This window comes from Telmatospirillum sp. J64-1 (assembly GCF_006980715.1).
Lineage (GTDB): Bacteria > Pseudomonadota > Alphaproteobacteria > Rhodospirillales > Magnetospirillaceae > Oleiliquidispirillum > Oleiliquidispirillum nitrogeniifigens.
In genome coordinates this window covers 64,163-87,262 of sequence record NZ_SBHN01000005.1, presented here as the reverse complement: position 1 = coordinate 87,262, position 23,100 = coordinate 64,163, and the positions used below count along the sequence as shown (strand labels likewise).

The window sequence follows — 23,100 nt, the reverse complement described above, 5'->3', positions numbered from 1 at the left end:
TCAGGCGTGGTCCTTGTTGAGGTGATGCGAGTTGGCAGTGAAGAGAAGAAGGTCGGCGGCGACGGCGATGGCGATCTCGGCCGGGCGCTTGCCGGGGATACCGGGTAGGCCGATGGGGCAGCGCACGCCGTCCACACTTTCGGGGGTGAAGCCTTTGGCGAGCAGGCGCTTGCGGAATCCGGCCCATTTGCTGGCCGAACCGATCAGCCCGATCGAGGCGAAGCCGCCGCGCCGCAGGGCCGCCTCCAGGATGTCGAAATCCATCTGGTGGCTGTGGGTCATGATCAGGCAATGGGCATCCTTGGGCAGCAGCCCCACTTCGCCCGCCGGATCGTCGCTGGCGATGGCCGCGACGCCGGAGCGAAGGCCTTCGGGGAAGGATTCGTCGCGGCTGTCGATCCAGTGGATCCTGCAGGGGATGCCGTCCAGCACATGGACGATGGCCCGGGCGACATGACCGGCCCCGAATAGGGCGAGATGGAAGTCCGGCGCGCCGAAGGGCTCGAACAGCAGGGTGATATGCCCGCCGCAGCACTGCCCCAGGGCCGGGCCCAGCGGGAAGGCCCGGCTTTCCGGCACCTGCGCGCCAGCCTCCATCATCTGCCGGGCGATGTCGATGGCCTGGAATTCCAGGTTGCCGCCGCCGATGGTGCCGCCCAGCCCGTCGGCCGAGACGGCCATCTTGGTGCCGGCTCCGCGCGGGGTCGAGCCTTTCGCCTCCAGGACGGTGACGATCACATGAGGGGTGCCGGCGCCGCGGCAGGCGGCGACCAAATCGAACCAGTCAGTCATCTCATGCGGCCTCGCTTGCGCGTTTGACGGCCATCAGCAGCCGTTCGGGCGTCGCCGGGGCATCGAGCCTCGGCACCTTGCCCGGCGCGGCGGTGGCGGCCACGGCATCGAGCAGGGCCAGCCAGACCGACATGGCCAGCATCAGCGGCGGCTCGCCCACTGCCTTGGAACGATAGATGGTCATTTCCTCGTTGGGGGCGTTTTCCAGCAGGTCCACGAAGAAGGCCCGGGGGACGTCGCGGGCGGTGGGGATCTTGTAGGTCGAGGGGGCATGGGTCAGAAGGCGGCCCTGTTCGTCCCAGACCAGTTCCTCCATGGTCAGCCAGCCCATGCCCTGGACGAAGCCGCCCTCCACCTGACCCTTGTCGATGGCCGGGTTCAGCGAGGCGCCGACATCGTGCAGGATATCCACCCGTTCCAGCCGCCATTCCCCGGTCAGCGTGTCGAGCGAGACTTCCGACACCGACACGCCATTGGCGTAGTAATAGAAGGGGCGGCCGGTCATGCTCTTGCCGTCGAAATGGATGTGCGGCGTCTTGTAGAAGCCGGTCGCGGATAGCGAAACACGGGCGGCATGGGCCATGCGCGCCACCTGGGCGAAGCTCATGTCGTGATTGCCGATGCGCACGCGGCCATCGCTGAAGACCACGTCCTCGGGCTTGCCGTGGCAATGCTCGGCGATGAATTCCACCAGACGGTTGCGCACGGCCATGGCGGCATTGCGCGCAGCCATGCCGTTGAGGTCGGTGCCCGAAGAGGCGGCGGTGGGCGAGGTATTGGGCACCTTGCCCGTGGTCGTTGCGGTGATCTTGATGCTGTCCAGCGGCACCTGGAACACTTCGGCCACCACCTGGGCGACCTTGACGAACAGGCCCTGGCCCATTTCCGTGCCGCCATGATTGAGATGGATCGAGCCATCCGTATAGACATGCAGCAGGGCGCCGGCCTGGTTCATCATCACATTGTTGAAGCTGACGCCGAACTTCACCGGCGCCAGGGCGAGGCCGCGCTTGATGATTGGGCTTTGGCTGTTGAAGGCGCGGATCTGCGCGCGCCGGGCGGCGAAATCGGTCTTGGCGGTGATCTGCTCGATCATCGTCGGCAGGCGGAAATTCTCGACCTTTTGCCCATAGGGGGTGCGGTCGCGGCCGGGGCGGTAGAGATTGCGCTTGCGCAACTCCAGCGGGTCCTGGCCGAGATGGCGGGCGATGGTCTCGATCATCGCCTCGGCGGCGATCATGCCTTGCGGTGCGCCGAAGCCCCGGAAGGCGGTGTTGGACTGGGTATTGGTGCGGCAGCCGAAGCCCTTGAAATGGGCGGCGGGGTAGTAATAGGCGTTGTCGGCATGGGACAAAGCGCGCGACATGACCGGCGGCGACAAATCGGCGGACCAGCCGCAGCGCGAGGCCAGCGTCATCTCGACGCCGTGCAACAGCCCCGTCTCGTCGAATCCCGCCCGCCAGCGTATCAGGAAGTCGTGGCGCTTGCCGGTGACCATCATGTCGTCGTCGCGATCCAGGCGCAGCTTGACCGGGCGCCGGGTCTTGCGTGCCAGGATGGCGGCGATGCAGGCGATCAGGCTGGCCTGGCTTTCCTTGCCGCCGAAGCCGCCACCCATGCGCCGCACCTCGACGGTCACGGCGTTGTAGGGTAGGGCCAGGACCTTGGCGACCATGTGCTGGACCTCGGTCGGATGCTGGGTCGAAGACAGCACCAGCATGTCGCCGTCTTCCTGCGGCAGGGCCATGGCGACCTGGGTTTCCAGGTAGAAGTGATCCTGCCCGCCGACCATGACCTCGCCGTCCAGGCTCAGCGGCGCGGCGGCGATGGCGGCGGCGGCATCGCCTCGCTTCATTTCCATGGGCGCCATGACATAGCTTTCGGCGGTCAGGGCGTCCTCGATGGTCAGGATGGGTTTCAGCGTTTCGATTTCGGCCTTGACGGCCTTGGCTCCGGCGCGGGCGGCCTCGGGGGTCAGGGCGGCGGCGGCGCCGATGGGATGGCCGACATAGGCGACCAGATCCTCGGCGAAGACGGGCTCTCCTTTCAGGATCGAACCGATATCGTTCTTGCCCGGAATATCGGCGGCAGTGACCACGGCGGCGACGCCCGGTACGGCCAGGGCAGGCGTGGTGTCGATGGAGAGCAGCCTGCCATGCGCCACCGGGCTGGTCACCAGATGGGCATGAAGCAGGCCGCGCGGCTCGGGCATGTCGTCGATATATTGGGCCTCGCCGGTGACATGCTTGACGGCGCTGTCATGGGCCTTGGACTGATGGACGCTCATGCCAGCCTCGCTTCCACGGTCTGGGTGGTCTCGAAATAGAAGCGCTTCAGCAGGTTGCGCGCCACCTCGCGGCGGTATTCGGCACTGCCGCGCGCATCCGAGATGGGGCTGATATCGCTATCGATGGCGGCCATGCCCGCTGTGACGGCGGTTTCGTCCCATGCCCGGCCGATCAGGGCCCGTTCGGCGGCAAGCGCGCGCAGGGGCTTGGCGGCGACACCGCCGAAACCGGCGCGGAATTCGGCGATGCGGCCGTCCTCGAGGCGCAGGCTGAAGGAGGCGGCGACGGTCGAGATATCCTGGTCCACCCGCTTGGCGATCTTGTAGGCGCGGAACGCCGTGCCGGGGCGGCGATGGGGAATGCGGATGGCGGCCACCACCTCGCCCGGCGCCAGGGCGGTCTGGCGATAGCCGGTGATGAAGTCTTCCGCCGGCAGCAGGCGGCGTCCCTGCGGCCCGGCCAGTTCGACCTGGGCCTTCAGCGCGATCAGCGCGGGCATGGAATCGCCGATGGGCGAGGCATTGACGATATTGCCGCCGATGCTGCCCATGTTGCGTACCTGCCGGGCGCCGATCCGCCGGATCATGGCGGCAAAGTCGGGATGACGGCGGGCAAGGGCGGGCAGGGCGCGGGAATAGGTCAGGGCGGCGCCGATGACCAGTTCCGTTTCCGTCTCGGTCAGCGTCTTCAGTTCCCCGACCTCGGCCAGGGAGATGATGGTCCGGGGCACCTGATGGGCCTTGGTGACGCGCAGGCCGAGATCGGTGCCGCCGCCGAGGATCCAGGCCTCGGGATGGTCGGCCCGGATCCTGATCAGGCTGTCCAGGTCGCGTGGCGCATAGGCTTGGGCGTTGCCCGTCCGATAGGAAAGTTCCTCGGATGTGGCGGCGGCGAGGGATCTGGCGGATTCCGCCTCCTGTGTGGGTGCCTCGTCCAGGGGCAGGGCGCTGGCGGCATCGAGGATCGGGCGGTAGCCGGTGCAGCGGCAGAGATTGCCGGCCAGGGCGTCGAGGATCTCGTCCTCGTCCGGTTGTTCCGCGCTCCGCGACAGGGCGAACAAGGACATGGCGAAGCCCGGCGTGCAGAAGCCGCATTGCGTGCCATGGCTTTCGGCCAGCAGGCTTTGGGCGGGATGAAGGCTGCCATCCTGGCCGCGCAGCCCCTCGACGGTCATGACATGGCGGCCGTCCAGTTGGGGCAGCAGCAGGATGCAGGCATTGACGGCGCGCCAGACCAGGCGGCCGTCCTCGACTTCGCCCAAGGCAACGGTGCAGGCGCCGCAATCGCCTTCCGCGCAGCCCTCCTTACTGCCGACCAGTCCGTCGGCGCGCAGCCAGGACAGGGCGGTCACATGGGGCTCTACGCCGCTGACGGCGCGCATCTGACCGTTCAAAACAAAGCGTATCTCGTTCCTCATCCGTCACTCCTTGATAACGCTTTGCCCAAGCGAATGCCGTGCCAACGGGGGCTGCTTGGAATTTCGCCAATTCGGGTGGCGATCCCGGATAAAATTGTGAACAATCTTGGGCAGATGATCAAATAATAAGCATATGCCGAAGGTGCTGCTTCACTTATGCTAGACCCAGAAACGCAGGGAATCCAAGCGCTCGGCTGATTTCGGATCGTTGGCACGGCTGTTGCCTATCCTTATTCGGCGCGACCGCTGCGTCGTGATGAGGAGAGAGAGGAAAAATGACGATGAACCGGATCAAGACCGCGATTGCCAGCTTCGGCATCGCCGCCGGCATGGTTGTCGGCGCTCAGGGCGCGATGGCCCAGAACGTCCCTGTCAAGCTGACCCTGGACTGGAAATTCGAAGGCCCCGCCGCCCCGTTCCTGGTGGCTGCCGAGAAGGGCTATTTCGCCGAGGAAGGCATCAACATCACCATCGACTCGGGCAACGGTTCATCCGGTGCCGTGACCCGCGTGGCCTCGGGCGCCTATGACATCGCGCTCGCCGACATCAATTCGCTGATCGAATTCAACGACCAGAATCCGGGCAACAAGCTTCAGGCGATCTTCGTCGTCTACGACGTCGCCCCCTTCGCCATCTTCAGCCTGAAGAAGACCGGCATCGACAGCCCGGCGGAGCTGAGCGGCAAGACCCTGGGCGCCCCGGTCTTCGACGCCCCGCGCAAGCTGTTCCCCGCCTTCGCCCAGGCCGTCGGCGTGGATGTCGGCGCGGTGACCTGGAAGAGCATGGATCCGCCGCTGCGCGAGCCGATGCTGGTCCGCGGCGACGTCGATGCCATTTCGGGCTTCTATTTCACCAGTCTGCTGAACCTGAAGGCCCAGGGCATCAAGGAAGAAGACCTGAACGTCTTCCACTACGCCGATTCCGGCCTGTCCCTCTACAGCAACGCCGTCATTCCCTCGGCCAAGATGAAGGCCGAACATCCCGAGGCGCTGAAGGGCTTCCTGCGCGCCGTCGCCAGGGGCTGGGCCGATGTCATCGCCGATCCCGAAGCCGGTATCCAGGCCGTGAAAAAGCGCGATCCGCTGATCAACGAGGCCCTGGAACTGGAACGCCTGCACATGGTCATCAACAACAACGTGCTGACCGACGACGTGAAGGCCAACGGCATGGGCGGCGTGACCGAGGCCCGTCTGGCCGCCAATATCGAGTTGGTGACGCTGGGCTTCGGCCTGAGCCGCAAGCCGGACCTGAATGAAGTCTTCGACGATTCCTTCATGCCTGCCAAGGAAGAGCGGATGCTGACCCGCTGATCCTGGTCCCGCCGACCTTGCATCTTTCCCGAGACCGTTTTCGTTAAAGAATAAGGATACTCCCGTGGCTGACGCCTTCGTTGACCTCGACCGCGTGACCCTGCGCTATGGCATGGGCGACACGCTGGCCCTCGACGAGACCTCCATCAAGATCGCTCGCGGTGAATTCATCGCCGTGGTCGGGCCAAGCGGCTGCGGGAAGTCCACGCTGCTGAAACTGGTCTCGGGACTGGTGCGGCCGTCCAGCGGCAACGTGCTGGTGGACAACAAGGAAGTGGACGGGCCGCTGAAAATCGTCGGCATGGCCTTCCAGAATCCGACCCTGCTGCCCTGGCGCACAACCCTGAAGAACATCCTGCTGCCGCTCGAGATCGTCGAGCCGCACCGCAAGAATTTCCGCAAGAACAAGGACATGTATATCCAGCGGGCCAAGGACTTGCTGGCGACCGTCGGCCTGTCCGGCTTCGAGGACAAGTTCCCCTGGCAATTGTCGGGCGGCATGCAGCAGCGCGCCTCGCTCTGCCGCTCGCTGATCCACGAGCCCGACCTCCTGATGCTCGACGAGCCCTTCGGCGCCCTGGATGCCTTCACCCGTGAGGAATTGTGGGCGATCCTGCAGGAATTGTGGACCAAGCGGCCCTTCACCGTGATCCTGGTCACCCACGACCTGCGCGAGGCGGCCTATCTGGCCGACACCATCTATGTGATGAGCAAACGCCCCGGTCAGGTCGTCGAGATGCGCCGCAACACCCTGCCGCGCCCGCGCACGCTGGAAACCACCTTCACCGAAGAATACACCACGCTGGTGCATGAATTGCGCGAGCATATCAGCGCCGTGCGCGCCGCCTGAGCCGGAGACGCGAGACCATGACTCCCACTTTTCGCAAGAGCGTCCCCTGGCTGACCAGCATCGGCCTGTTCGTGGTCTGGGAACTGGGCTGCCTGCTGCTTCAGGTGCCCGAATATATCCTGCCCCGCCCCTCGGCCAGCATCATGGCCGGCTGGGAATTCCGCGACGCCATCTGGATGCATGCCGTCCAGACCCTCTATACCACCGTGGTTGGCTTCGGCATCGCCGTCGTCTTCGGCGTCCTGCTCGGCGTCTTCGTCGGTTCGTCCAAGGCGATCTATGATGCCTTGAACCCGCTGCTGATCGGCTTCAACGCGGTGCCCAAGGTCGCCGTGGTGCCGGTCCTGGTGATGTGGTTCGGCATCGGCACGGTGCCCGCCGTCCTGACCGCCTTCCTGATTTCCTTCTTCCCGATCGTCGTCAACGTGGCCACGGGCCTGGCGACGCTGGAGCCGGAATTGCGCGACGTGCTGCGCTCGCTGGGGGCCAAGCGCCGCGACATCCTGTTCAAGGTCGGCTTTCCCCGTTCGCTGCCCTTCTTCTTCGCCTCGCTGAAAGTGGCGATCACCCTGGCCTTCGTCGGCTCGGTGATGGCCGAGACCGTGGCGTCCAATGCCGGTGTCGGCTACCTGATGATGTCGGCCAGTTCCCGTTTCCAGATGCCGCTGGTCTTCGCCGGCCTGCTGGTCATCGCTGCCATGGGGATCATCATGTATGAATTGTTCTCGGTGATCGAACGCCGGTCCACCCAATGGGCCCATCGCGGCCAGCAGGGAGCTTGAGAATGAGCCTGGGCGAAGGTCTCTATCCCCGCGATCTCATCGGCTATGGGGCCAAGCCGCCCCATGCCGACTGGCCCCAGGGCGCGCGGATCGCGGTGCAGTTCGTGCTGAATTACGAGGAAGGGGGCGAGGCTTGCATCCTGCACGGCGACCCGGCCTCGGAATGCTACCTGCAGGAAGTGGTGGGCGCGCCTGCCTTGCCGGGCGTGCGCAATCTTCAGGTGGAATCGGTCTATGAATATGGCAGCCGCGCCGGTTTCTGGCGCATCCACCGCCTGTTCGCCGAACGCGGCCTGCCGCTGACCATCTACGGCGTGGCGATGGCGCTGGAGCGCAATCCCGAAGCCGTCGCGGCGATGGTCGAGCAGGATTGGGAAATTGCCAGCCATGGCTGGCGCTGGATCGATTACCAGTTCGTCGACGAGGAAACCGAGCGCCAGCACATGCGGCAGGCCATCGAGTCCATCGCCCGCCTGACCGGCCAGCGTCCGCTGGGCTGGTATACGGGTCGCCTGTCGCCGCAGACCCGCAAGCTGGTCGTGGAGGAGGGCGGTTTCCTCTATGACGCCGATGCCTATAACGACGACCTGCCTTACTGGGTCACCGAAGGCGGCAAGCCCCATCTGGTCGTGCCCTATACGCTCGACAACAACGACATGAAGTTCGGCACCGCCCAGGGCTTCGGCACCGGCGAGGATTTCTTCGCCTATCTGCGCGACGCCTTCGATACGCTCTACGAGGAAGGCGAGGACAGGCCCAAGATGATGTCCATCGGCCTGCATTGCCGTCTCGCCGGGCGGCCGGGGCGGTTCAAGGCGTTGAAGCGCTTTCTTGACCATGTACAGTCCCACGACAAGGTGTGGATCTGCCGCCGCGTCGATATCGCCCGCCATTGGATGGCCCGCCATCCTTACCAGGGCTGAGGACAGGCAAGAGAACAAGAGTAGGAGAGGAAATTGGTCGCCATCGCGCGAGGCGCAGCGGCGGCGGAAGAGGGAAGCGGGGCATCGGGAGGCTCGGTCTCGGCCGAACGGCGGATCTATGAAGCCATCCACGATGCCATCGCCGAACGCCGTCTCCCCGCCGGGACCAAACTGGTCGAGGATCATCTGGCAGGCATCTTCGGCGTCAGCCGCGCGCGCATCCGCAAGGTGCTGCACAGCCTGGCCCACGACAAGCTGGTCACGCTGCAGCCCAATCGCGGCGCCTTCGTCGCCCATCCCACGGTCAAGGAGGCGCGCGACGTCTTCACCGCCCGGCGCGTCATCGAGGAAGCCATCACGCGGATCGTGGCGCGCGAGGCGGGGGCGGCGGAACTGCGGCGGCTGGAACGCCACATCGCCGCGGAAGAGGCGGCCCACCAGCGGCACGACCGCCGCGCCGAGATCAAATTGTCGGGTGAATTTCATCTGTTGCTGGCGGAAATTGCCGATAACATCATCCTTGCCGATCTGCTGAAGGAACTGGTCCTGCGTTCCTCCCTGATCATCGCCGTCTACGAGGCGCCCGGTGCCGTGGGATGCTCGCCGGAAGAGCATCGCGACCTCCTCGAGCGTCTTGTCGCCGGTGATGTGGACGGGGCCGCCGCCGTCATGGAGCGCCACCTGCGCGCGGTGGAGGCCCGCCTGGCGCTGGACGTCGAGGAGCCGGGAGCGGTCGATCTGCGCAATGTTTTCGCGGGAATGGGAGGTTTGTCTTGAGTTTGTCCGGCCTTGATCTAATGGCCCGCGCCGATGAACTGGCCGCTATCACCAGCGGGCCGGGACTGACGCGCCTTTACCTGACGCCTGAACACAAGGCTGCGAATGACCTGGTATCGCGCTGGATGCAAGAAGCCGGCATGGCGGTGCATATCGATGCCGTGGGCAATGTCGTGGGCCGCTATGAAGGGGAAAGGCCCGGTCTGCCGGCGCTGATGCTGGGGTCCCATCTCGATACGGTGCGCGATGCCGGGCGGTATGACGGCATGCTGGGCGTCCTGTCCGCCATTGCCTGTGTCGCCGACCTGAACGCGCGCGGCCGCCGCTTGCCCTTCGCCATCGAGGTGGTGGGCTTCGGCGACGAGGAGGGGGTGCGTTTCCAATCCACCCTGATCGGCAGCCGCGCCGTCGCGGGAACCCTCGACCGCGGCCTGCTGCGCAATTGCGACAGCGACGGCGTGTCCATGGCCGATGCGCTGACCGCCTTCGGCCTGGATCCCAACCGCATCGGCAGCGCCGTCCGCCGACCCGAGGAAGTGGCGGCCTATGTGGAGCTGCATATCGAGCAGGGGCCGGTGCTGGAACGCGAGGGCATCCCGGTGGGCATCGTGACCGGCATCGCCGGGGCCACCCGCCTGGAAGTGACCCTGACCGGCGAAGCGGGCCATGCTGGTACCGTGCCCATGCATCTGCGCTGCGATGCCTTGGCCGCCGCCGCCGAGATGGTGCTGGCGGTGGAAGAGGAATGTTCCGGCCGCGGCCGCGTGGTCGGCACGGTCGGCCGCCTGTCGGTCTCGCCCGGCGCGGGCAATGTCATTCCCGGCGAAGTCCGCTTCAGCGTCGATATCCGTTCCGACCAGGACGAGCAGCGGCAGGAACGGGTCAATACCGTCATCGACCGCTTCGACGAGATCGCCGAGGGCCGCCGCATGGGGCTGCAATACCGTGTCACCCATGACAGCCCCGCCGTCGCCTGCTCGCCGCGCCTGATGGCCCGCCTGAGCGAGGCGGCGCGGGCCGAAGGCATCGAGGCGCCGGAACTGCTGTCCGGGGCGGGGCACGATGCCATGGCCATGACTCCTCTCTGCGAGATCGGCATGCTGTTCGTGCGCTGCCGCGGCGGGATCAGCCATAACCCCGCCGAAAGCATCACCGCCGAGGACGCCGAGACTGGCGCCCGCGTTCTGCTGCGTTTCATTGAAAATTTTGAAGGATAACTTTGATGTCAGTGTCATCCGACACCCTGGCCGCCGCGATCGAGGCTGAATTCGACGCGCAGCTGCGCTTTCTGGCCGAGATGGTCCGGGTGCCGTCCGATAATCCGGCTGGCGATTGCGCCCCCCATGCCGAACATGCCGCGCGCTGCCTCGAGGAGCTGGGCTTCGAGGTCGAGCGCCATGCCGTGCCCGCCGATGTGGTGGCCGCCCACGGCATGATCTCGGCCACCAACCTGATCGTCCGCCATCGCTTCGGCCCCGGCCCCGTGGTCGCGCTGAATGCCCATGGCGACGTGGTACCGCCCGGCGAGGGCTGGACCGCCGATCCCTATGGCGCCGAAATCCGCGACGGCATGATGTATGGCCGGGGCGTGGCCGTCTCGAAATCCGACTTCGCCACCTATACCTATGCCTTGCTGGCGCTGATGAAGACGGGTGCCAAGCTGGGCGGCACGGTCGAACTGCACCTGACCTATGACGAGGAGACCGGCGGCAATATCGGGCCGAAATGGCTGCTGGACGAAGGCCTCAGCCGCCCCGACTACGCCATCTGCGCCTCTTTCGCCTATTCCGTGGTGACGGCCCATAACGGCTGCCTGCATCTGGAAGTCCAGGTGGACGGCAAGTCCGCCCATGCCGCGCGTCCCGATACCGGTCATGACGCGCTGGAAGCGGCCACCGCCATCCTGTCTTCCCTTTATGCCCATCGCAAGGACCTGCAGAACCTCCATTCCGCCGTGCCGGGCATCGACATGCCGTCGCTGGTGGTCGGCCTGATCCAGGGCGGCATCAACACCAATGTGGTGCCCGACCGCATCACCTTCCGCCTCGACCGCCGCATGATCCCGGAAGAGAACCCGGCCCAGGTGGAAGCGGGCCTGCGCAGCCTGATCGAACAGGCCGCCGCCGGTCTGCCCGGCATTTCCGTGACCGTGCGCCGCATCCTGCTCGCCGAGCCCTTCGCCCCGGTCAACGGCGCGGAGAATCTTGCCGAGATCGTCTGCCGTCACGCGACTGAAGTGATGGGGGAAAAGGTCGATACGCTGGGCATTCCACTCTATACCGATGCCCGCCACTATGCCGCAGCGGGCATCCCGACGATCCTCTACGGTGCCGGTCCGCACGACCTGCTGGAAGCCAATGCCCACCGTGCCGACGAGCGCCTCGTGCTCGACGACATGAAAAAGGCCACGCTGGTGGTGGCGCGGGTGCTGGAGGAATTGCTGAAGTAAGGCCTTTAGGGCTTGTGGAGAGGCGAGCCGCTTAATCCTGATGCTGCTGCATGAACTGACGGCTCACCACGGTCAGTATGGCGTGTGAGGGGGTGAGACACAGATGAACACAGATAAACACAGATAAAAATTTGATTCTTTAAGTTTTCCTTCCTCTTTAGTAAATGCGGGAAAGGAAATTTCTTAAAAATATCATCTGTGTTTATCTGTGTTCATCTGTGTCCCTTAACAGGCTCCGGAAAAGTCGGCCCTATCTGCAGGCAGGAAGAAACGACCCGATCCGACACGCCCTGATGAGGTTAGGCCGTTTGCAGTTGCGCGAGCCTTTCCTCGCCGAAACGGTTGGGCCCCTCCGTGCCGCGCTGCACGAACCAATAGATCAGGATGATGAGGCCGATCAGCGGGACCAGCAAGAGCAACTGCCACCAGCCGCTCTTGTCCAGGTCGTGCAGCCGCCGCGCGCCCACCGCCAGGCTGGGCAGCAGTACGAACAGGCTGAAGAGGCTGTTCAGCGGGGAAAGCTCGACCCCCGGGAACAGTCCCAGGTCCAGGATGCTGGTGAGGATGCCGCCAAGGAAGGTGAACAGCGCCCAGTACCAGTATTCGGAGCGGGTCGCCCTTCCTGTGAATGTCACATAGTGTGAAAAGCCGGATTTGATCGCTTCGCTGAAGCCCATGATCCTGTGCCTTGGGTTGAATTCCTGCGGCGCATCCTTCCATAGAAGGCGGAAGGCGGCAACCACCTAGGGCACGAAGGCGGCGGCGGAGAAAAAGGCGAGGGAAGGAAGGGAAACGCCTTCTCAGGCGAACAAGGTCTCTTCGTGAAGCTGCCAGCGGCCCTTGCCCTGCCGCTTGGCCTGGTACATGGCGCGGTCGGCGGCATCCAGCAAGCCTTCGGGGGTGGTGCCGTGCTGGGGGGACAGGGCGATGCCGATGCTGCCGCTGATATGGGCCGTCACATCGCCCAGCAGGAAGGGTGTGCTCAGCGAGAGCAGCACCTTGTCGGCGATCTGGCAGGCATGGTCGGCGCTGCGGATGTCGCTGACCAGGATGACGAATTCGTCGCCGCCGAGACGCGCCACGGTGTCGCTTTCCCGCACGCTGCCGCACAGCCTTTCGGCCACGCGCTGCAACAGCTGGTCGCCGAGCAGGTGGCCGTAGGTGTCGTTGATGGGCTTGAAACCGTCCAGGTCGATGAACATCAGCGCCAGGCCGTCCTTCTGGCGGGCCATCTTCGTCAGGGCCTGGACCAGGCGGTCGGAGAGCAGCAGGCGGTTAGGCAGGCCGGTCAGGGCGTCATAATTAGCGCGATGCAGGATCTGCTCGCTTTCGCGCTTCTGGTCGGTGATGTCGCTGGCGACGCCAACATAATTGGCGACCTGTCCCGCCTCGTCGTAGATCACCGAGACGGACAGGCGCTGGACATAGACCTCGCCATTCTTGCGGCGGTTCCACATCTCGCCATTCCAGTGCCCCTCCTGGGACAGGCTTTGCCACATCTCGTCATAGAATTCCTTGGTGTGGCGGCCCGAGGAGAGGACGCGCGGCGTCTTGCCCAGCACTTCGGCGGCGGAATAGCCGGTGACGGCGGTGAAGGCGGGATTGACGGCCAGCAGCTTTTCCTGGGCGTCGGTGATCATCAGCGGTTCGGACGTCGTCTGGAACAGGGCGGCGGTCAGCTGCTGCTTGCGCTCGACCTCGCGGCGGGCGGTGATGTCGCGCAGGATGATCTGCACCGCCGGAGAACCGCCATGGGTCAGCGGCACCAGGGTGACTTCCACCTCGGTTTTGCACAGAGATTCCGCCAAGCGGGTTTCCAGGCGTATCGTCTCGTTGCTTTTGCCGTCCAGGATTGCCCGGGCGGCATCGGCGGCGGGCCCCTGGAGAAGGACATGGCAGGGACAGCTGTCCTTGATGCCCGACAGCGGGTCCCCGCCGCACAGGGCGATGGCGGCGGGATTGGCGAAGGTGAGGCCTTCCTGGGTCGCCAGCAGGATGGCATCGGGCGAGACCTCGACCAGGGCGCGGAAGCGCTCCTCGCTTTCCCGCAGGGCGGTCTCGGTGGCCTTGCGCTCGATGGCGTAGCGGAGGGTCCGGGAGATCAGCGCATCGGCGGCGCCCTTGACCAGATAATCCTGGCAGCCCGCCTGCACGGCCTGGAGGCCCGTTTCCGCATCGGACAGGCCGGTCAGGACCACGACGGGCAGGGTGGGGAAGGCTTTCACCACCTGGTCCACCGTCGCCATGCCATAGGAATCGGGCAGGGACAGGTCGGTCACCACCACGTCGAAATCCGCCGGCGCGGCGGCTTCGACCGCTTCGGCGAGGCAATTCGCCTGGGTGACCGTGAAGCGCGCTTCCTCGGCCTCGGACAAGGCCAAGCGGAACAGGCGGGCATCGCCTGGATTGTCCTCGATCAAAAGGACCCTGATCCTGTCGTTCCGATCCAGCGGCATCGAAATTGTCCTGCACCTTTCCTATCGGGTTCTATAAGAAAATTTTATCTCAAACAAAACGTGCCTTGAAGCATAACTGAAAAATTCAGGTATTTACGCTAGAGCCCAAGCCAGCACGGCGATGCCGATCACGCCTTGGACCACGGCGCCGACGATGCCGCCGCGCAGGGCGCTGCGGATGGCTCCATATAGGATCATCAGTCCCAGGATCAGCAGGATCCAAGTGAACAGGCCGGGATTCTGCAATCCGGCGCCGCGGGCGATGCCGCCGAAGAAGCTGCGGACACCTTCCGCAAGCGAGCCGAAGGTGTCGGTGAAAAGGCTGACGATCCACGCGACGAAACGGCCGATGGCTTCGCCGAAGCGGTCGAGCAACCCTTGTTCCTGAATCATGAAGTCGTCTCTATTCCGTGCCTCGTCTATCCCCTATGTAGGACGCGCGGGACGGAAGTGCTCGTTCGCGGTGGGAGAAGGTGGTTATCCGGTCGGAGTGGACGCGTCCGAGGCGGGCTGGTCGGGAAGGGACTCTCCCTCGGCCGGAGCCTCCGCCGCCGCAGCGCCGTCGACCGGAACGGGGTCGAGGGTTTCGCCCGTCTCCTCGCCTTTCTGGCGGATCTGGTCGCGGCGCAACTGGCGCAGCTTCTGGTCCAGGGTCGTGATGCCCTGGCGGTGATTCTCCAGCAGCTTGATCATTTCCAGATGATTGCGCCGATGCATCTCGTCGACCTCGGTCAGGCGCTGTTCCATCTGGACGGCCATCTCGTTCAGGCGGCGGTCGGTCTCAAGGGCGAGGCTGTTGCGCGCCTTCTCGATTTCCTCGGCCAGTTCACGCTTGATCCAGCGGGTCTTCTTGTCCAGTTCCTCTTCCATGCGCAGCGTGCGGGCATCCATCTCCGCATTCAGCTCGAGCTTGAGCTGATAGGCGCTTTTGACCAGCGAGGCCATATAGATGATCAGTCCGCCGCCGATCACGAGGATGATGGCAGCGCCCAAGCTGATCAGGATGATACCCCACGGGCCCATGCTCGTCCTTTTCGAATGTCCTAGTCACTCTACCTGTCGGGCTTCCCCCTGGCTAGACGAGATCCGTGCGGATCGCGCCCGCCGCCATCTGAGCGGCAGCCAGGGACAGGGAAGTGCCCGTTCCGGTTTATCCGGAACCCTCTAAAGCATGTCGCGCAGGCGGTAAAGGGACATCGCGGCGGCCAGCAGCGGCGCGCGCAGCGGGCCGCCGGGGAAGGGCAGGTGGCGCAACTTGGCGAAGCGCTCGAAATTTTCGGCCTCGCCCATGATGGCCTGGGCGATCAGCTTGCCCGCCAGCCCGGTCAGGCAGACGCCATGGCCCGAGAAGCCATGGGCGAACCACAGATTGCCGTCGCGGCGGCCGAAATAGGGCATGCGGTCCGAGGTGATGGCGACATGGCCGGTCCAGGCCCAGTCCAGCCTGATCCCGGCGATCTGGGGAAAGACCGCGCGGATGCGCCCGGCCACCAGGCGGGCGGGATCGCGGCTGCCGCCGATCCAGTAGCTGGCCCCGCCGCCGAACAGCAGGCGCCCGTCCGGCGTCATGCGGTAGTAGTCGACGATATGGCGGGAATCGGAAACGGCCAGCCGGTCGCGGATCAGCGGCAGGACGTTCTCGGGCAGGGGCGCCGTCACGGCGACGGACGAGGCGACCGGCATGACGTAGCGCCCCAGGTCGGGGGCGATGCTGGGGACGAAGGCGTTGCCGCACAGCACCAGATGTTCGGCCTTGATCCGTCCCTTGGCGGTGCGGGCGCCCCGGCCGGGCAGCAATTCGACGACCGGGCTGTTCTCGAAGATGCGCGCCCCGGCCTGTTCGGCGGCGCGCGCCAGCCCTCGGGCATAGGCCAGCGGATGCAGATGCCCGCCGCCCATGTCCAGCACCCCGCCGACATAGGCCGGGGAGGCGACGAGTTGGGCCATTTCCTCGCGCTCAATGACACGGGTCCGGTCGTAGCCGTAGGTCTCCGCCCAGTCCCGCGCCATCGCGCGCAGGCCTTTCATATGGCGGGGCTTGTTGGCAGCCCATAGATATCCCCAAGTCAAGTCGCAGGCGATCTGGTGGCGCGCCACCCGGTCGGCGAGCAAAGCCTTGGAGTCTTCGTAGAGTTGCCACAATCGGCATGCTTCTTCCTGGCCCAGCCGGGCGGCAAGGTCGTCCATGTCGGCGGAATAGCCGCTGACGATCTGTCCGCCGTTGCGGCCCGAGGCGCCATAGCCCACCTGCCGGGATTCGACGACGGCCACGGACAGGCCGTGCTCGGCCAGGTGCAGGGCGGTGGACAGGCCGGTGAAGCCGGCGCCGATGACGCAGACGTCGCAGTCGATGTCTTCCGTCAGCGAAGGGCGTGCCGGGGCGGGCGGGGTGCTGGCGGCATACCAGGTCTTGGGGAGTGAGGTGTTGTCGCTCATGCAGAAGTTTTTGTCTTTTTCGCGTGGGCGGGCGGCAGGCAGGCTGCCCTTGGCCCGTTTCGGTTATATAGTCTCTTAATGTCAGAAGGGTGAGAGAACAGGAATGACCACCGACCTGAAGGACTGGATCCGCAGCAACGCGATCACTGAAGTGGAATCCGTGGTGCCCGACATGTCGGGCGTGGCGCGCGGCAAGATCGTTCCCGCGCATAAATTCCTGCGCTCGCAACAAGGCCGCGACATGCGGCTGCCCGAAAGCGTCTTCATCCAGACCGTTACCGGTTCCTATCCCGAGGAGGACGTGACCAGCGAGGCCAATGGCGACGTCTATCTGCAGCCCGACCTGTCCTCGCTGCGCATGGTGCCATGGTACAGCGAGCCGACGGGGCTGGTCATCAACGACTGCTTCTATGCCGACGGCAGCCCGGTCGGCATCTCGCCGCGGCAGGTGCTGAAGAAGGTCCTGGCCTTGTATGACGAACGCGGCTGGAAGCCGATCGTGGCGCCGGAGCTGGAATTCTTCCTGGTCAAGCCCAGCGACGATCCCGATTACCCGCTCGAACCGCCGATCGGACGCTCGGGACGGCCCGAGACCGGCCGCCAGTCCTACGGCATCGACGCGGTCAACGAATTCGATCCGCTGTTCGACGACATCTATGATTTCTGCGAAGTCCAGCGCATCGACGTGGATACGCTGAGCCACGAGGCAGGGGCCGGCCAGATGGAAATCAATTTCAATCATGGCGAGCCGCTGGACCTCGCCGATCAGGTCTTCCTGTTCAAGCGCATCGTTCGTCAGGCGGCCTTGCGTCACAAGGTCTATGCCACCTTCATGGCCAAGCCGATGGAGAACGAGCCCGGCAGCGCCATGCATCTCCATCAGAACGTCATCGACAAGAAGACGGGGCGCAACCTGTTTTCCACCGATGACGGCAAGGATACCGACCTGTTCCGCTGGTTCATCGGCGGGCTGCGCAAATACCTGCCCCATGCCATGCTGCTGTTCGCGCCCAACGTCAATTCCTACCGCAGGCTGGTGCCCGATTACGATGCGCCGATCAATGTGCATTGGGGGCATGACAACCGCACGGTCGGCCTGCGCGTGCCGGAATCCGCCCCCCAGGCGCGGCGGGTCGAGAACCGCTTGGCGGGTGCCGACGCCAATCCCTATCTCGCCATTGCCGGGTCGCTGGCTTGCGGCCTGCTGGGCATCATCGAGAAGATCGATCCGGGCAAGCCCATCGAAGGCTCGGCCTATACCCGTGCCCATTCCCTGCCGCGCCACCAGCCCGAATCGGTGGCCAAGTTCTCGGCAATCAAGCCGTTGCGCGACATGCTGGGCGAGGACTTCGTCGAGGTCTTCGCCGCCGTCAAGCTGGCGGAGTGGGAGGCCTACCACCGCGTCGTGTCGTCCTGGGAGCGCGAATACCTTCTCCTAAATGTTTGAAAGAGAAGCGGAAAATAAAAAATTCCCTATCATTGCGAACATTATTGACTTAGGGGCCGCAGGGTCAGAATATCCGCCCGACGCGGCTATGAGAGACGCTGCCCTGCACAAGGGGGACTCGCACCCGCGATGGTGGCAATATTCCAGTATCGAGGGAGCCTATGCGCGCATCCGTCAGCAAGCTCTTCATGGCCGCTTCGGCGTTGGTTCTCGCCGCCTCTGCGGCGCAGGCGCAAGAGTCCAAGGTCCTGAACGTCTATAACTGGTCCGATTACATCGCGCCCGACACCATCGAACGTTTTACCCAGGAAACCGGCATCCGGGTGAATTACGACGTCTACGACTCCAACGAGATCCTGGATGCCAAGCTGATCGCGGGCAATTCCGGCTATGACGTGGTGTTCCCCTCGGCGTCTCCCTTCCTGGCCCGTCAGATCGAATCGGGCGTCTACCAGAAGCTGGACAAGGCGAAGCTCGGCAATATCGGCAATCTCCAGGAACAGGTCATGAAGAGCCTGGAGAAGTCCGATCCCGGCAACCAGTTCGCCGTGCCCTACATGATCGCGCCCACCGGCTTCGCCTTCAATGTCGCGAAGATCCGCGAATTGGTGCCGGATGCGCCCACCGACAGCTGGGCGATGCTGTTCGACCCCAAGGTGGCCGAAAAGCTGAAGGGCTGCGGCATGACCCTGCTGGACGACCCGACCGAGGTCTTCCCCGCCGCGCTCGCCTATCTCGGCAAGGACCCGACCAGCCTTGAGAGGGACGACCTGGATGCGGCGGCCGATGCCGTGATGAAGATCCGGCCGATGCTGAAATACATCCATTCCTCGTCCTACATCAACGGCTTGGCCAATGGCGACATCTGCATCGCCCATGGCTATGGCGGCGACCTGATCCAGGCCCGCGACCGCGCCGCCGAGAGCGGCCAGGGCGTGGAGATCCAGGTGGTCGTTCCCAAGGAAGGCGCCCAGGTGGTGGTCGACGTGATGGCGGTGCCGAAGGATGCGCCGAATCCCGAGAATGCCCTGACCTTCATCAACTTCATGATGCGCCCGGACGTGGTCGGCCCGATCACCAACGAAGTGGGTTACGCCAATGCGGTGAAGGGCTCCGAGGAATTCGTTTCCGAAGAGCGCAAGGCCGATCCGGTGATCTATCCGCCGCAGGAGGTCGCAGACAAATTCTTCGTCGCTCCGGCGGCGCCGCAGTCCTACGACCGGCTGCGGACGCGGGCCTGGACGCGGATCAAGACCCGCTACTGATCGGCAAGATCTGAAGCACGGCCGAAGACGCGCCCCGGTTCCCCTCCTTGGCGGGCCGGGGCGCGCTTCTTTGTTGATGTGAGTTTTTGAGGAGCACTCCCGCGCAATGGCTCATTCGGCTACCTCTGCCCTCATGGCGAATCCTTGGAACGATCCCGAGGCGCAGCCCTTCATCCGTATCCAGGGCGTGTCGAAAAGTTTCGGCGATTACGTGGCGGTCAACAAGATCGACCTGGACATCTATCAGGGCGAGCTGTTCTCGCTGCTGGGCGGATCGGGCTGCGGCAAGACCACCTTGCTGCGCATGTTGGCGGGTTTCGAGACGCCGACGGAAGGCAAGATCTTCATCGACGGCGTGGACATGTCGAGCATTCCGCCCTACGAGCGGCCCGTCAACATGATGTTCCAGTCCTATGCCCTGTTCCCGCATATGAGCGTCGAGCAGAATGTCGCCTTCGGCTTGAAGCAGGACGGCGTGCCGAAGAAGGAAATCGCCGAGCGCGTGGCGGCCATCCTGGACATGGTCCAGATGGGCAAATTCGCCAGCCGCAAGCCGCACCAGCTTTCCGGCGGCCAGCGCCAGCGCGTGGCCTTGGCCCGCGCCCTGGTCAAGGAACCCAAGGTGCTGCTGCTGGACGAACCGCTGGGGGCCCTGGACAAGAAGCTGCGCGAGAAGACCCAGTTCGAACTGGTCAATATCCAGGAACGCATCGGCATCACCTTCATCGTGGTCACCCACGACCAGGAAGAGGCGATGACCATGTCCACCCGCATGGCGGTGATGAACCAGGGCATGATTGAGCAGGTGGGATCGCCGGTCGAGGTCTATGAATATCCCGCCACCCGCTTCGTGGGCGAGTTCATTGGCTCGGCCAACATGTTCGAGGGCACGGTGGTGGAGGAAGCCACCGATCACGCCGTGGTGCGTTGCCCCGAACTGGATGCCGACATCTTCATCAACCACGCCACCAACCTGCCGCCCGGCGCGCCGGTGGTGGCGATGGTCAGGCCCGAGAAGATGAAGGCCCAGGTCGAGAAGCCGGAAAGCCAGTACAATTACGTGCGCGGCGTGGTCACGGAAATCGCCTATCTGGGCGATATGTCGATCTATCACGTCCGTCTTGCCACCGGCATGGTGGTGCAGATTTCGCAGACCAATCTGCGCCATACCGCCGAACAGCGTCTGACCTGGGACGACGAGGTCTATCTGACCTGGCATCCCGGCAATTGCGTGGTCCTGGCCCAATGAACGAGATCAGCACCCGGGTTTCCTCGGTCGCCATGACGACCGGGGAGCAGAGCGTCCCCGAAAGCCGCCGCCATCGCGCCCGCCGCAGCCTTGCCGTGGCGCGCAGCGGGCGGGCGGGGCGCATGCTGGTGACGGCGCTGCCCTATCTGTGGCTGGTGCTGTTCTTCCTGATTCCCTTCGCCATCGTCTTCAAGATCAGCTTCTCGGAAAGCATCCGGGCCATCCCGCCCTATGCGCCGCTTTTCGAGATGGTGGACGACACCTTCCTGCAGATACGGCTGAATCTGGCCAATTACATGATGTTGTTCGAGGACAGGCTGTATCTCGCGGCCTATCTCAACTCCATCAAGATCGCGGCCATTTCGACCTTGGTCTGCCTGCTGATCGGCTATCCCATGGCCTATGGTATCGCCCGCTCGTCCAAGGCGGTGCGCAACGGCCTGCTGATGCTGATCATCCTGCCCTTCTGGACCAGCTTCCTGATCCGCGTCTATGCCTGGATCGGGCTTCTGAAGAACGAAGGGCTGATCAACAATTTCCTGCTGTGGCTGGGGCTGATCGACCAGCCCTTGCCGATGCTCTACACGCCCTTCGCGGTCTATGTCGGCATCGTCTATTCCTACCTTCCCTTCATGATCCTGCCGCTCTACGCGACGCTGGAGAAGATGGACATGTCGCTGCTGGAGGCGGCGGCGGATCTGGGCTGCAAGCCGTTCAAGGCCTTCCTGACCATCACCCTGCCGCTGTCGCTGCCGGGCATCGTTGCCGGATCGCTGTTGGTCTTCATTCCGGCCGTGGGCGAGTTCGTCATCCCCGACCTGCTGGGTGGGCCGAGCACGCTGATGATCGGCAAGGTCCTGTGGACCGACTTCTTCAACAACCGTGATTGGCCGCTGGCCTCGGCCGTGGCGGTCGCCATGCTGGTGCTGCTGGTCGTGCCGATCATGCTGTTCCAGCGCTATCAGCAGCGGGCCGAGGAGGCGAAGCGATGAATACCGGGCGCCGTTCCGTCTGGCTTCTGACAGCCATGATCCTGGGCTATGCCTTCCTCTACGGGCCGATCCTGTCGCTGATCGTCTATTCCTTCAATGAATCGCGGCTGGTCACCGTCTGGGGCGGCTTCTCGACCAAATGGTATGGCGAATTGCTGCAGAACCAGAAGCTGCTTGATGCCGCCTTCCTCAGCCTCAAGATCGCCGCCCTGACGGCGACGGGGGCGGTGGTGCTGGGCACGCTGGCAGCCCTGGTGCTGGTGCGCTTCGGCCGCTTCCGCGGGCGGACGCTGTTCAGCGGCATGGTGACCGCGCCCCTGGTGATGCCCGAGGTGATTACCGGCCTGGCGCTACTGCTGCTCTTCGTCGCCCTGGAACAGCTTGTGGGCTGGCCCTCGGGCCGTTCCATGACCACCATCGTCCTGGCCCATGTGACCTTCACCATGGCCTTCGTCACCGTCGTGGTGCAGTCGCGCCTGGCGCAGATGGACCGCTCCATCGAGGAAGCGGCCATGGACCTGGGCGCGCGGCCGTTCAAGGTCTTCATGGTCATTACCCTGCCGATGATCGCGCCTTCCCTGATCGCCGCCTGGCTGCTCGCCTTCACCCTGTCGCTGGACGACCTGGTGATTGCCAGTTTCGTTTCCGGCCCGGGCTCGACCACCTTGCCGATGGTGGTCTTCTCCAGCGTGCGCCTGGGCGTGACGCCCGAAATCAACGCCCTGGCAACCATCATCGTCGCCCTGGTCGCCGTCGGCATCCTGGTCGCGGCGCGCATCCAGCATCGCCAGGACAAGCAGCGCGAGAAGGACATGCAGCGGGCCTACGCTTCGGAATAGCGGGGGATGCGGCGGGACCCTCGGCGGTCCCTGTCCTGGGGCGGGCGGTCTTTGGGCCGCCCGCCTTTTTTGCGCCTAAAGTCCTGCTTGCGGGAGGATCGGGGGGCGTTCATGTTGGAGAGGGAGGAAATGCCAGCAGAAGGGACGGCAGCGATGTCGGAAGGCGCGTCGAAAATACTGATCGCGGACGACCATCCCCTGTTCCGCGAGGCCTTGCAGCAGGTGGTGGCAGAGGCCTTCGATGCCCATGACTGCGTCGAGGCCGAGAACCTGGAGCAGGCCAGCCATTTCCTCGCCGCCGAGGATTTCGACCTCGTGCTGCTCGACCTCAAGATGCCCGGCATGAACGGCTTCACCGGCCTCGTGTCGCTGCGCAACCAAGCCCCGGCCACGCCGATCATCATCGTCTCGGCCGAAGATGGCGCCTCGGCCATCCATGACGCCATCACCTTCGGCGCGGCGGGTTACATTCCCAAATCCCTGTCCAAGGAACGCATGGCCCAGGCGGTGCGGGAGGTGATGGCGGGTGAAGTCTTCCTGCCCGCCGAAAGCGAGGGGGGCCTGGAGGGGGGCGGCCATGGCTTCGACGACGGCCTCGGCGAACGCCTTGCCGCGCTGACGCCGCAACAGCGCTGTGTGCTGGAAATGCTGGTGACCGGCAAGTCCAACAAGGTCATCGCCTACGAACTCAACATCGCCGAAAGCACGGTCAAGGCCCATGTCTCGGCCATCTTGCGCAAGCTGCAAGTGACCAACCGCACCCAGGCCGTGATCAACGCCAGCAAGATCCTGGTCAAGCTGCGCGAACCGGCGCGGCTCTGAGGTTCC

21 protein-coding genes are annotated in these 23,100 nt (G+C 64.5%); 13 read left to right on the top strand and 8 right to left on the bottom strand.

Features of this window, described 5'->3' with window-relative positions:
• Genes xdhC through xdhA form a run of 3 tightly spaced genes read right to left on the bottom strand, consistent with a single transcriptional unit; the run spans position 1 to position 4,497 of the window.
• A complete protein-coding gene (xdhC, locus tag EPD66_RS06365; protein ID WP_142847649.1) occupies positions 1 to 792 on the bottom strand; it encodes a xanthine dehydrogenase accessory protein XdhC in 792 nt (263 codons plus the stop codon).
• A 1-nt stretch (position 793) separates the two neighbouring features.
• On the bottom strand, positions 794 to 3,079 hold the full coding sequence (gene xdhB, locus EPD66_RS06360) for a xanthine dehydrogenase molybdopterin binding subunit (protein WP_142847648.1): 2,286 nt from the start codon (positions 3,077 to 3,079) through the stop codon (positions 794 to 796).
• Positions 3,076 to 4,497, bottom strand: coding sequence for a xanthine dehydrogenase small subunit (xdhA, locus tag EPD66_RS06355; protein ID WP_142847647.1), 1,422 nt, complete (start codon positions 4,495 to 4,497; stop codon positions 3,076 to 3,078). Before xdhA ends, xdhB begins: the two co-directional genes overlap by 4 nt.
• Positions 4,498 to 4,778: 281 nt before the next feature.
• Between xdhA and EPD66_RS06350 the strand changes: the two genes are divergently transcribed.
• The 7 genes from EPD66_RS06350 (at position 4,779) to EPD66_RS06320 (ending at position 11,588) form a co-directional block, all read left to right on the top strand.
• On the top strand, positions 4,779 to 5,807 hold the full coding sequence (locus EPD66_RS06350) for an ABC transporter substrate-binding protein (RefSeq protein ID WP_221930893.1): 1,029 nt from the start codon (positions 4,779 to 4,781) through the stop codon (positions 5,805 to 5,807).
• A 64-nt stretch (positions 5,808 to 5,871) separates the two neighbouring features.
• On the top strand, positions 5,872 to 6,657 hold the full coding sequence (locus EPD66_RS06345) for an ABC transporter ATP-binding protein (protein ID WP_255448390.1): 786 nt from the start codon (positions 5,872 to 5,874) through the stop codon (positions 6,655 to 6,657).
• Between the two features lie 17 nt (positions 6,658 to 6,674).
• The gene (locus EPD66_RS06340; protein ID WP_142847645.1) at positions 6,675 to 7,439 is read left to right on the top strand and encodes an ABC transporter permease; all 765 of its coding nucleotides are present in this window, start codon (positions 6,675 to 6,677) and stop codon (positions 7,437 to 7,439) included.
• A gap of 2 nt (positions 7,440 to 7,441) precedes the next feature.
• Complete coding sequence (puuE, locus tag EPD66_RS06335; protein ID WP_142847644.1) at positions 7,442 to 8,362, top strand: allantoinase PuuE; 921 nt, start codon at positions 7,442 to 7,444, stop codon at positions 8,360 to 8,362.
• 33 nt (positions 8,363 to 8,395) lie between these two features.
• On the top strand, positions 8,396 to 9,139 hold the full coding sequence (locus EPD66_RS06330; RefSeq protein ID WP_142847643.1) for a GntR family transcriptional regulator: 744 nt from the start codon (positions 8,396 to 8,398) through the stop codon (positions 9,137 to 9,139).
• Positions 9,136 to 10,356, top strand: a complete 1,221-nt coding sequence (locus EPD66_RS06325) for an allantoate amidohydrolase (RefSeq protein WP_255448389.1) — start codon at positions 9,136 to 9,138, stop codon at positions 10,354 to 10,356. The genes EPD66_RS06330 and EPD66_RS06325 overlap by 4 nt, the downstream gene beginning before the upstream one ends.
• A gap of 5 nt (positions 10,357 to 10,361) precedes the next feature.
• Positions 10,362 to 11,588 carry a M20/M25/M40 family metallo-hydrolase gene (locus tag EPD66_RS06320; protein WP_142847642.1) on the top strand — a complete coding sequence of 409 codons (1,227 nt, stop codon included), beginning with the start codon at positions 10,362 to 10,364 and terminating at the stop codon, positions 11,586 to 11,588.
• Between the two features lie 299 nt (positions 11,589 to 11,887).
• On the opposite strand, the gene EPD66_RS06315 is transcribed toward EPD66_RS06320, so the two are convergent.
• The 5 genes from EPD66_RS06315 to EPD66_RS06295 form a co-directional block, all read right to left on the bottom strand.
• Positions 11,888 to 12,265, bottom strand: a complete 378-nt coding sequence (locus EPD66_RS06315; protein WP_142847641.1) for a DUF805 domain-containing protein — start codon at positions 12,263 to 12,265, stop codon at positions 11,888 to 11,890.
• A 123-nt stretch (positions 12,266 to 12,388) separates the two neighbouring features.
• Complete coding sequence (locus tag EPD66_RS06310; protein WP_142847640.1) at positions 12,389 to 14,044, bottom strand: diguanylate cyclase domain-containing protein; 1,656 nt, start codon at positions 14,042 to 14,044, stop codon at positions 12,389 to 12,391.
• Between the two features lie 93 nt (positions 14,045 to 14,137).
• Positions 14,138 to 14,437 (bottom strand): hypothetical protein, encoded by a 300-nt coding sequence (locus EPD66_RS06305; protein ID WP_142847639.1) that lies wholly within the window; start codon positions 14,435 to 14,437, stop codon positions 14,138 to 14,140.
• 84 nt (positions 14,438 to 14,521) lie between these two features.
• On the bottom strand, positions 14,522 to 15,067 hold the full coding sequence (locus EPD66_RS06300; protein WP_142847638.1) for a hypothetical protein: 546 nt from the start codon (positions 15,065 to 15,067) through the stop codon (positions 14,522 to 14,524).
• Positions 15,068 to 15,208: 141 nt separating this feature from the next.
• Positions 15,209 to 16,480, bottom strand: coding sequence for an FAD-binding oxidoreductase (locus tag EPD66_RS06295; RefSeq protein ID WP_142847637.1), 1,272 nt, complete (start codon positions 16,478 to 16,480; stop codon positions 15,209 to 15,211).
• Positions 16,481 to 16,583: 103 nt separating this feature from the next.
• Between EPD66_RS06295 and EPD66_RS06290 the strand changes: the two genes are divergently transcribed.
• The 6 genes from EPD66_RS06290 to EPD66_RS06265 all read left to right on the top strand — a co-directional run bounded on the left by EPD66_RS06290 (position 16,584) and on the right by EPD66_RS06265 (position 23,094).
• The gene (locus EPD66_RS06290; protein ID WP_142847636.1) at positions 16,584 to 17,927 is read left to right on the top strand and encodes a glutamine synthetase family protein; all 1,344 of its coding nucleotides are present in this window, start codon (positions 16,584 to 16,586) and stop codon (positions 17,925 to 17,927) included.
• Between the two features lie 161 nt (positions 17,928 to 18,088).
• A complete protein-coding gene (locus EPD66_RS06285) occupies positions 18,089 to 19,192 on the top strand; it encodes a polyamine ABC transporter substrate-binding protein (protein WP_142847635.1) in 1,104 nt (367 codons plus the stop codon).
• A gap of 133 nt (positions 19,193 to 19,325) precedes the next feature.
• Positions 19,326 to 20,441: an ABC transporter ATP-binding protein gene (locus EPD66_RS06280; protein WP_255448388.1), complete on the top strand. Its 1,116-nt coding sequence runs from the start codon at positions 19,326 to 19,328 to the stop codon at positions 20,439 to 20,441.
• 122 nt (positions 20,442 to 20,563) lie between these two features.
• Positions 20,564 to 21,433 (top strand): ABC transporter permease subunit, encoded by an 870-nt coding sequence (locus EPD66_RS06275; protein ID WP_255448395.1) that lies wholly within the window; start codon positions 20,564 to 20,566, stop codon positions 21,431 to 21,433.
• Positions 21,430 to 22,272, top strand: a complete 843-nt coding sequence (locus tag EPD66_RS06270) for an ABC transporter permease subunit (protein WP_142847633.1) — start codon at positions 21,430 to 21,432, stop codon at positions 22,270 to 22,272. The genes EPD66_RS06275 and EPD66_RS06270 overlap by 4 nt, the downstream gene beginning before the upstream one ends.
• A gap of 129 nt (positions 22,273 to 22,401) precedes the next feature.
• The gene (locus tag EPD66_RS06265; protein ID WP_185961284.1) at positions 22,402 to 23,094 is read left to right on the top strand and encodes a response regulator transcription factor; all 693 of its coding nucleotides are present in this window, start codon (positions 22,402 to 22,404) and stop codon (positions 23,092 to 23,094) included.
• Positions 23,095 to 23,100 lie beyond the last annotated feature (6 nt).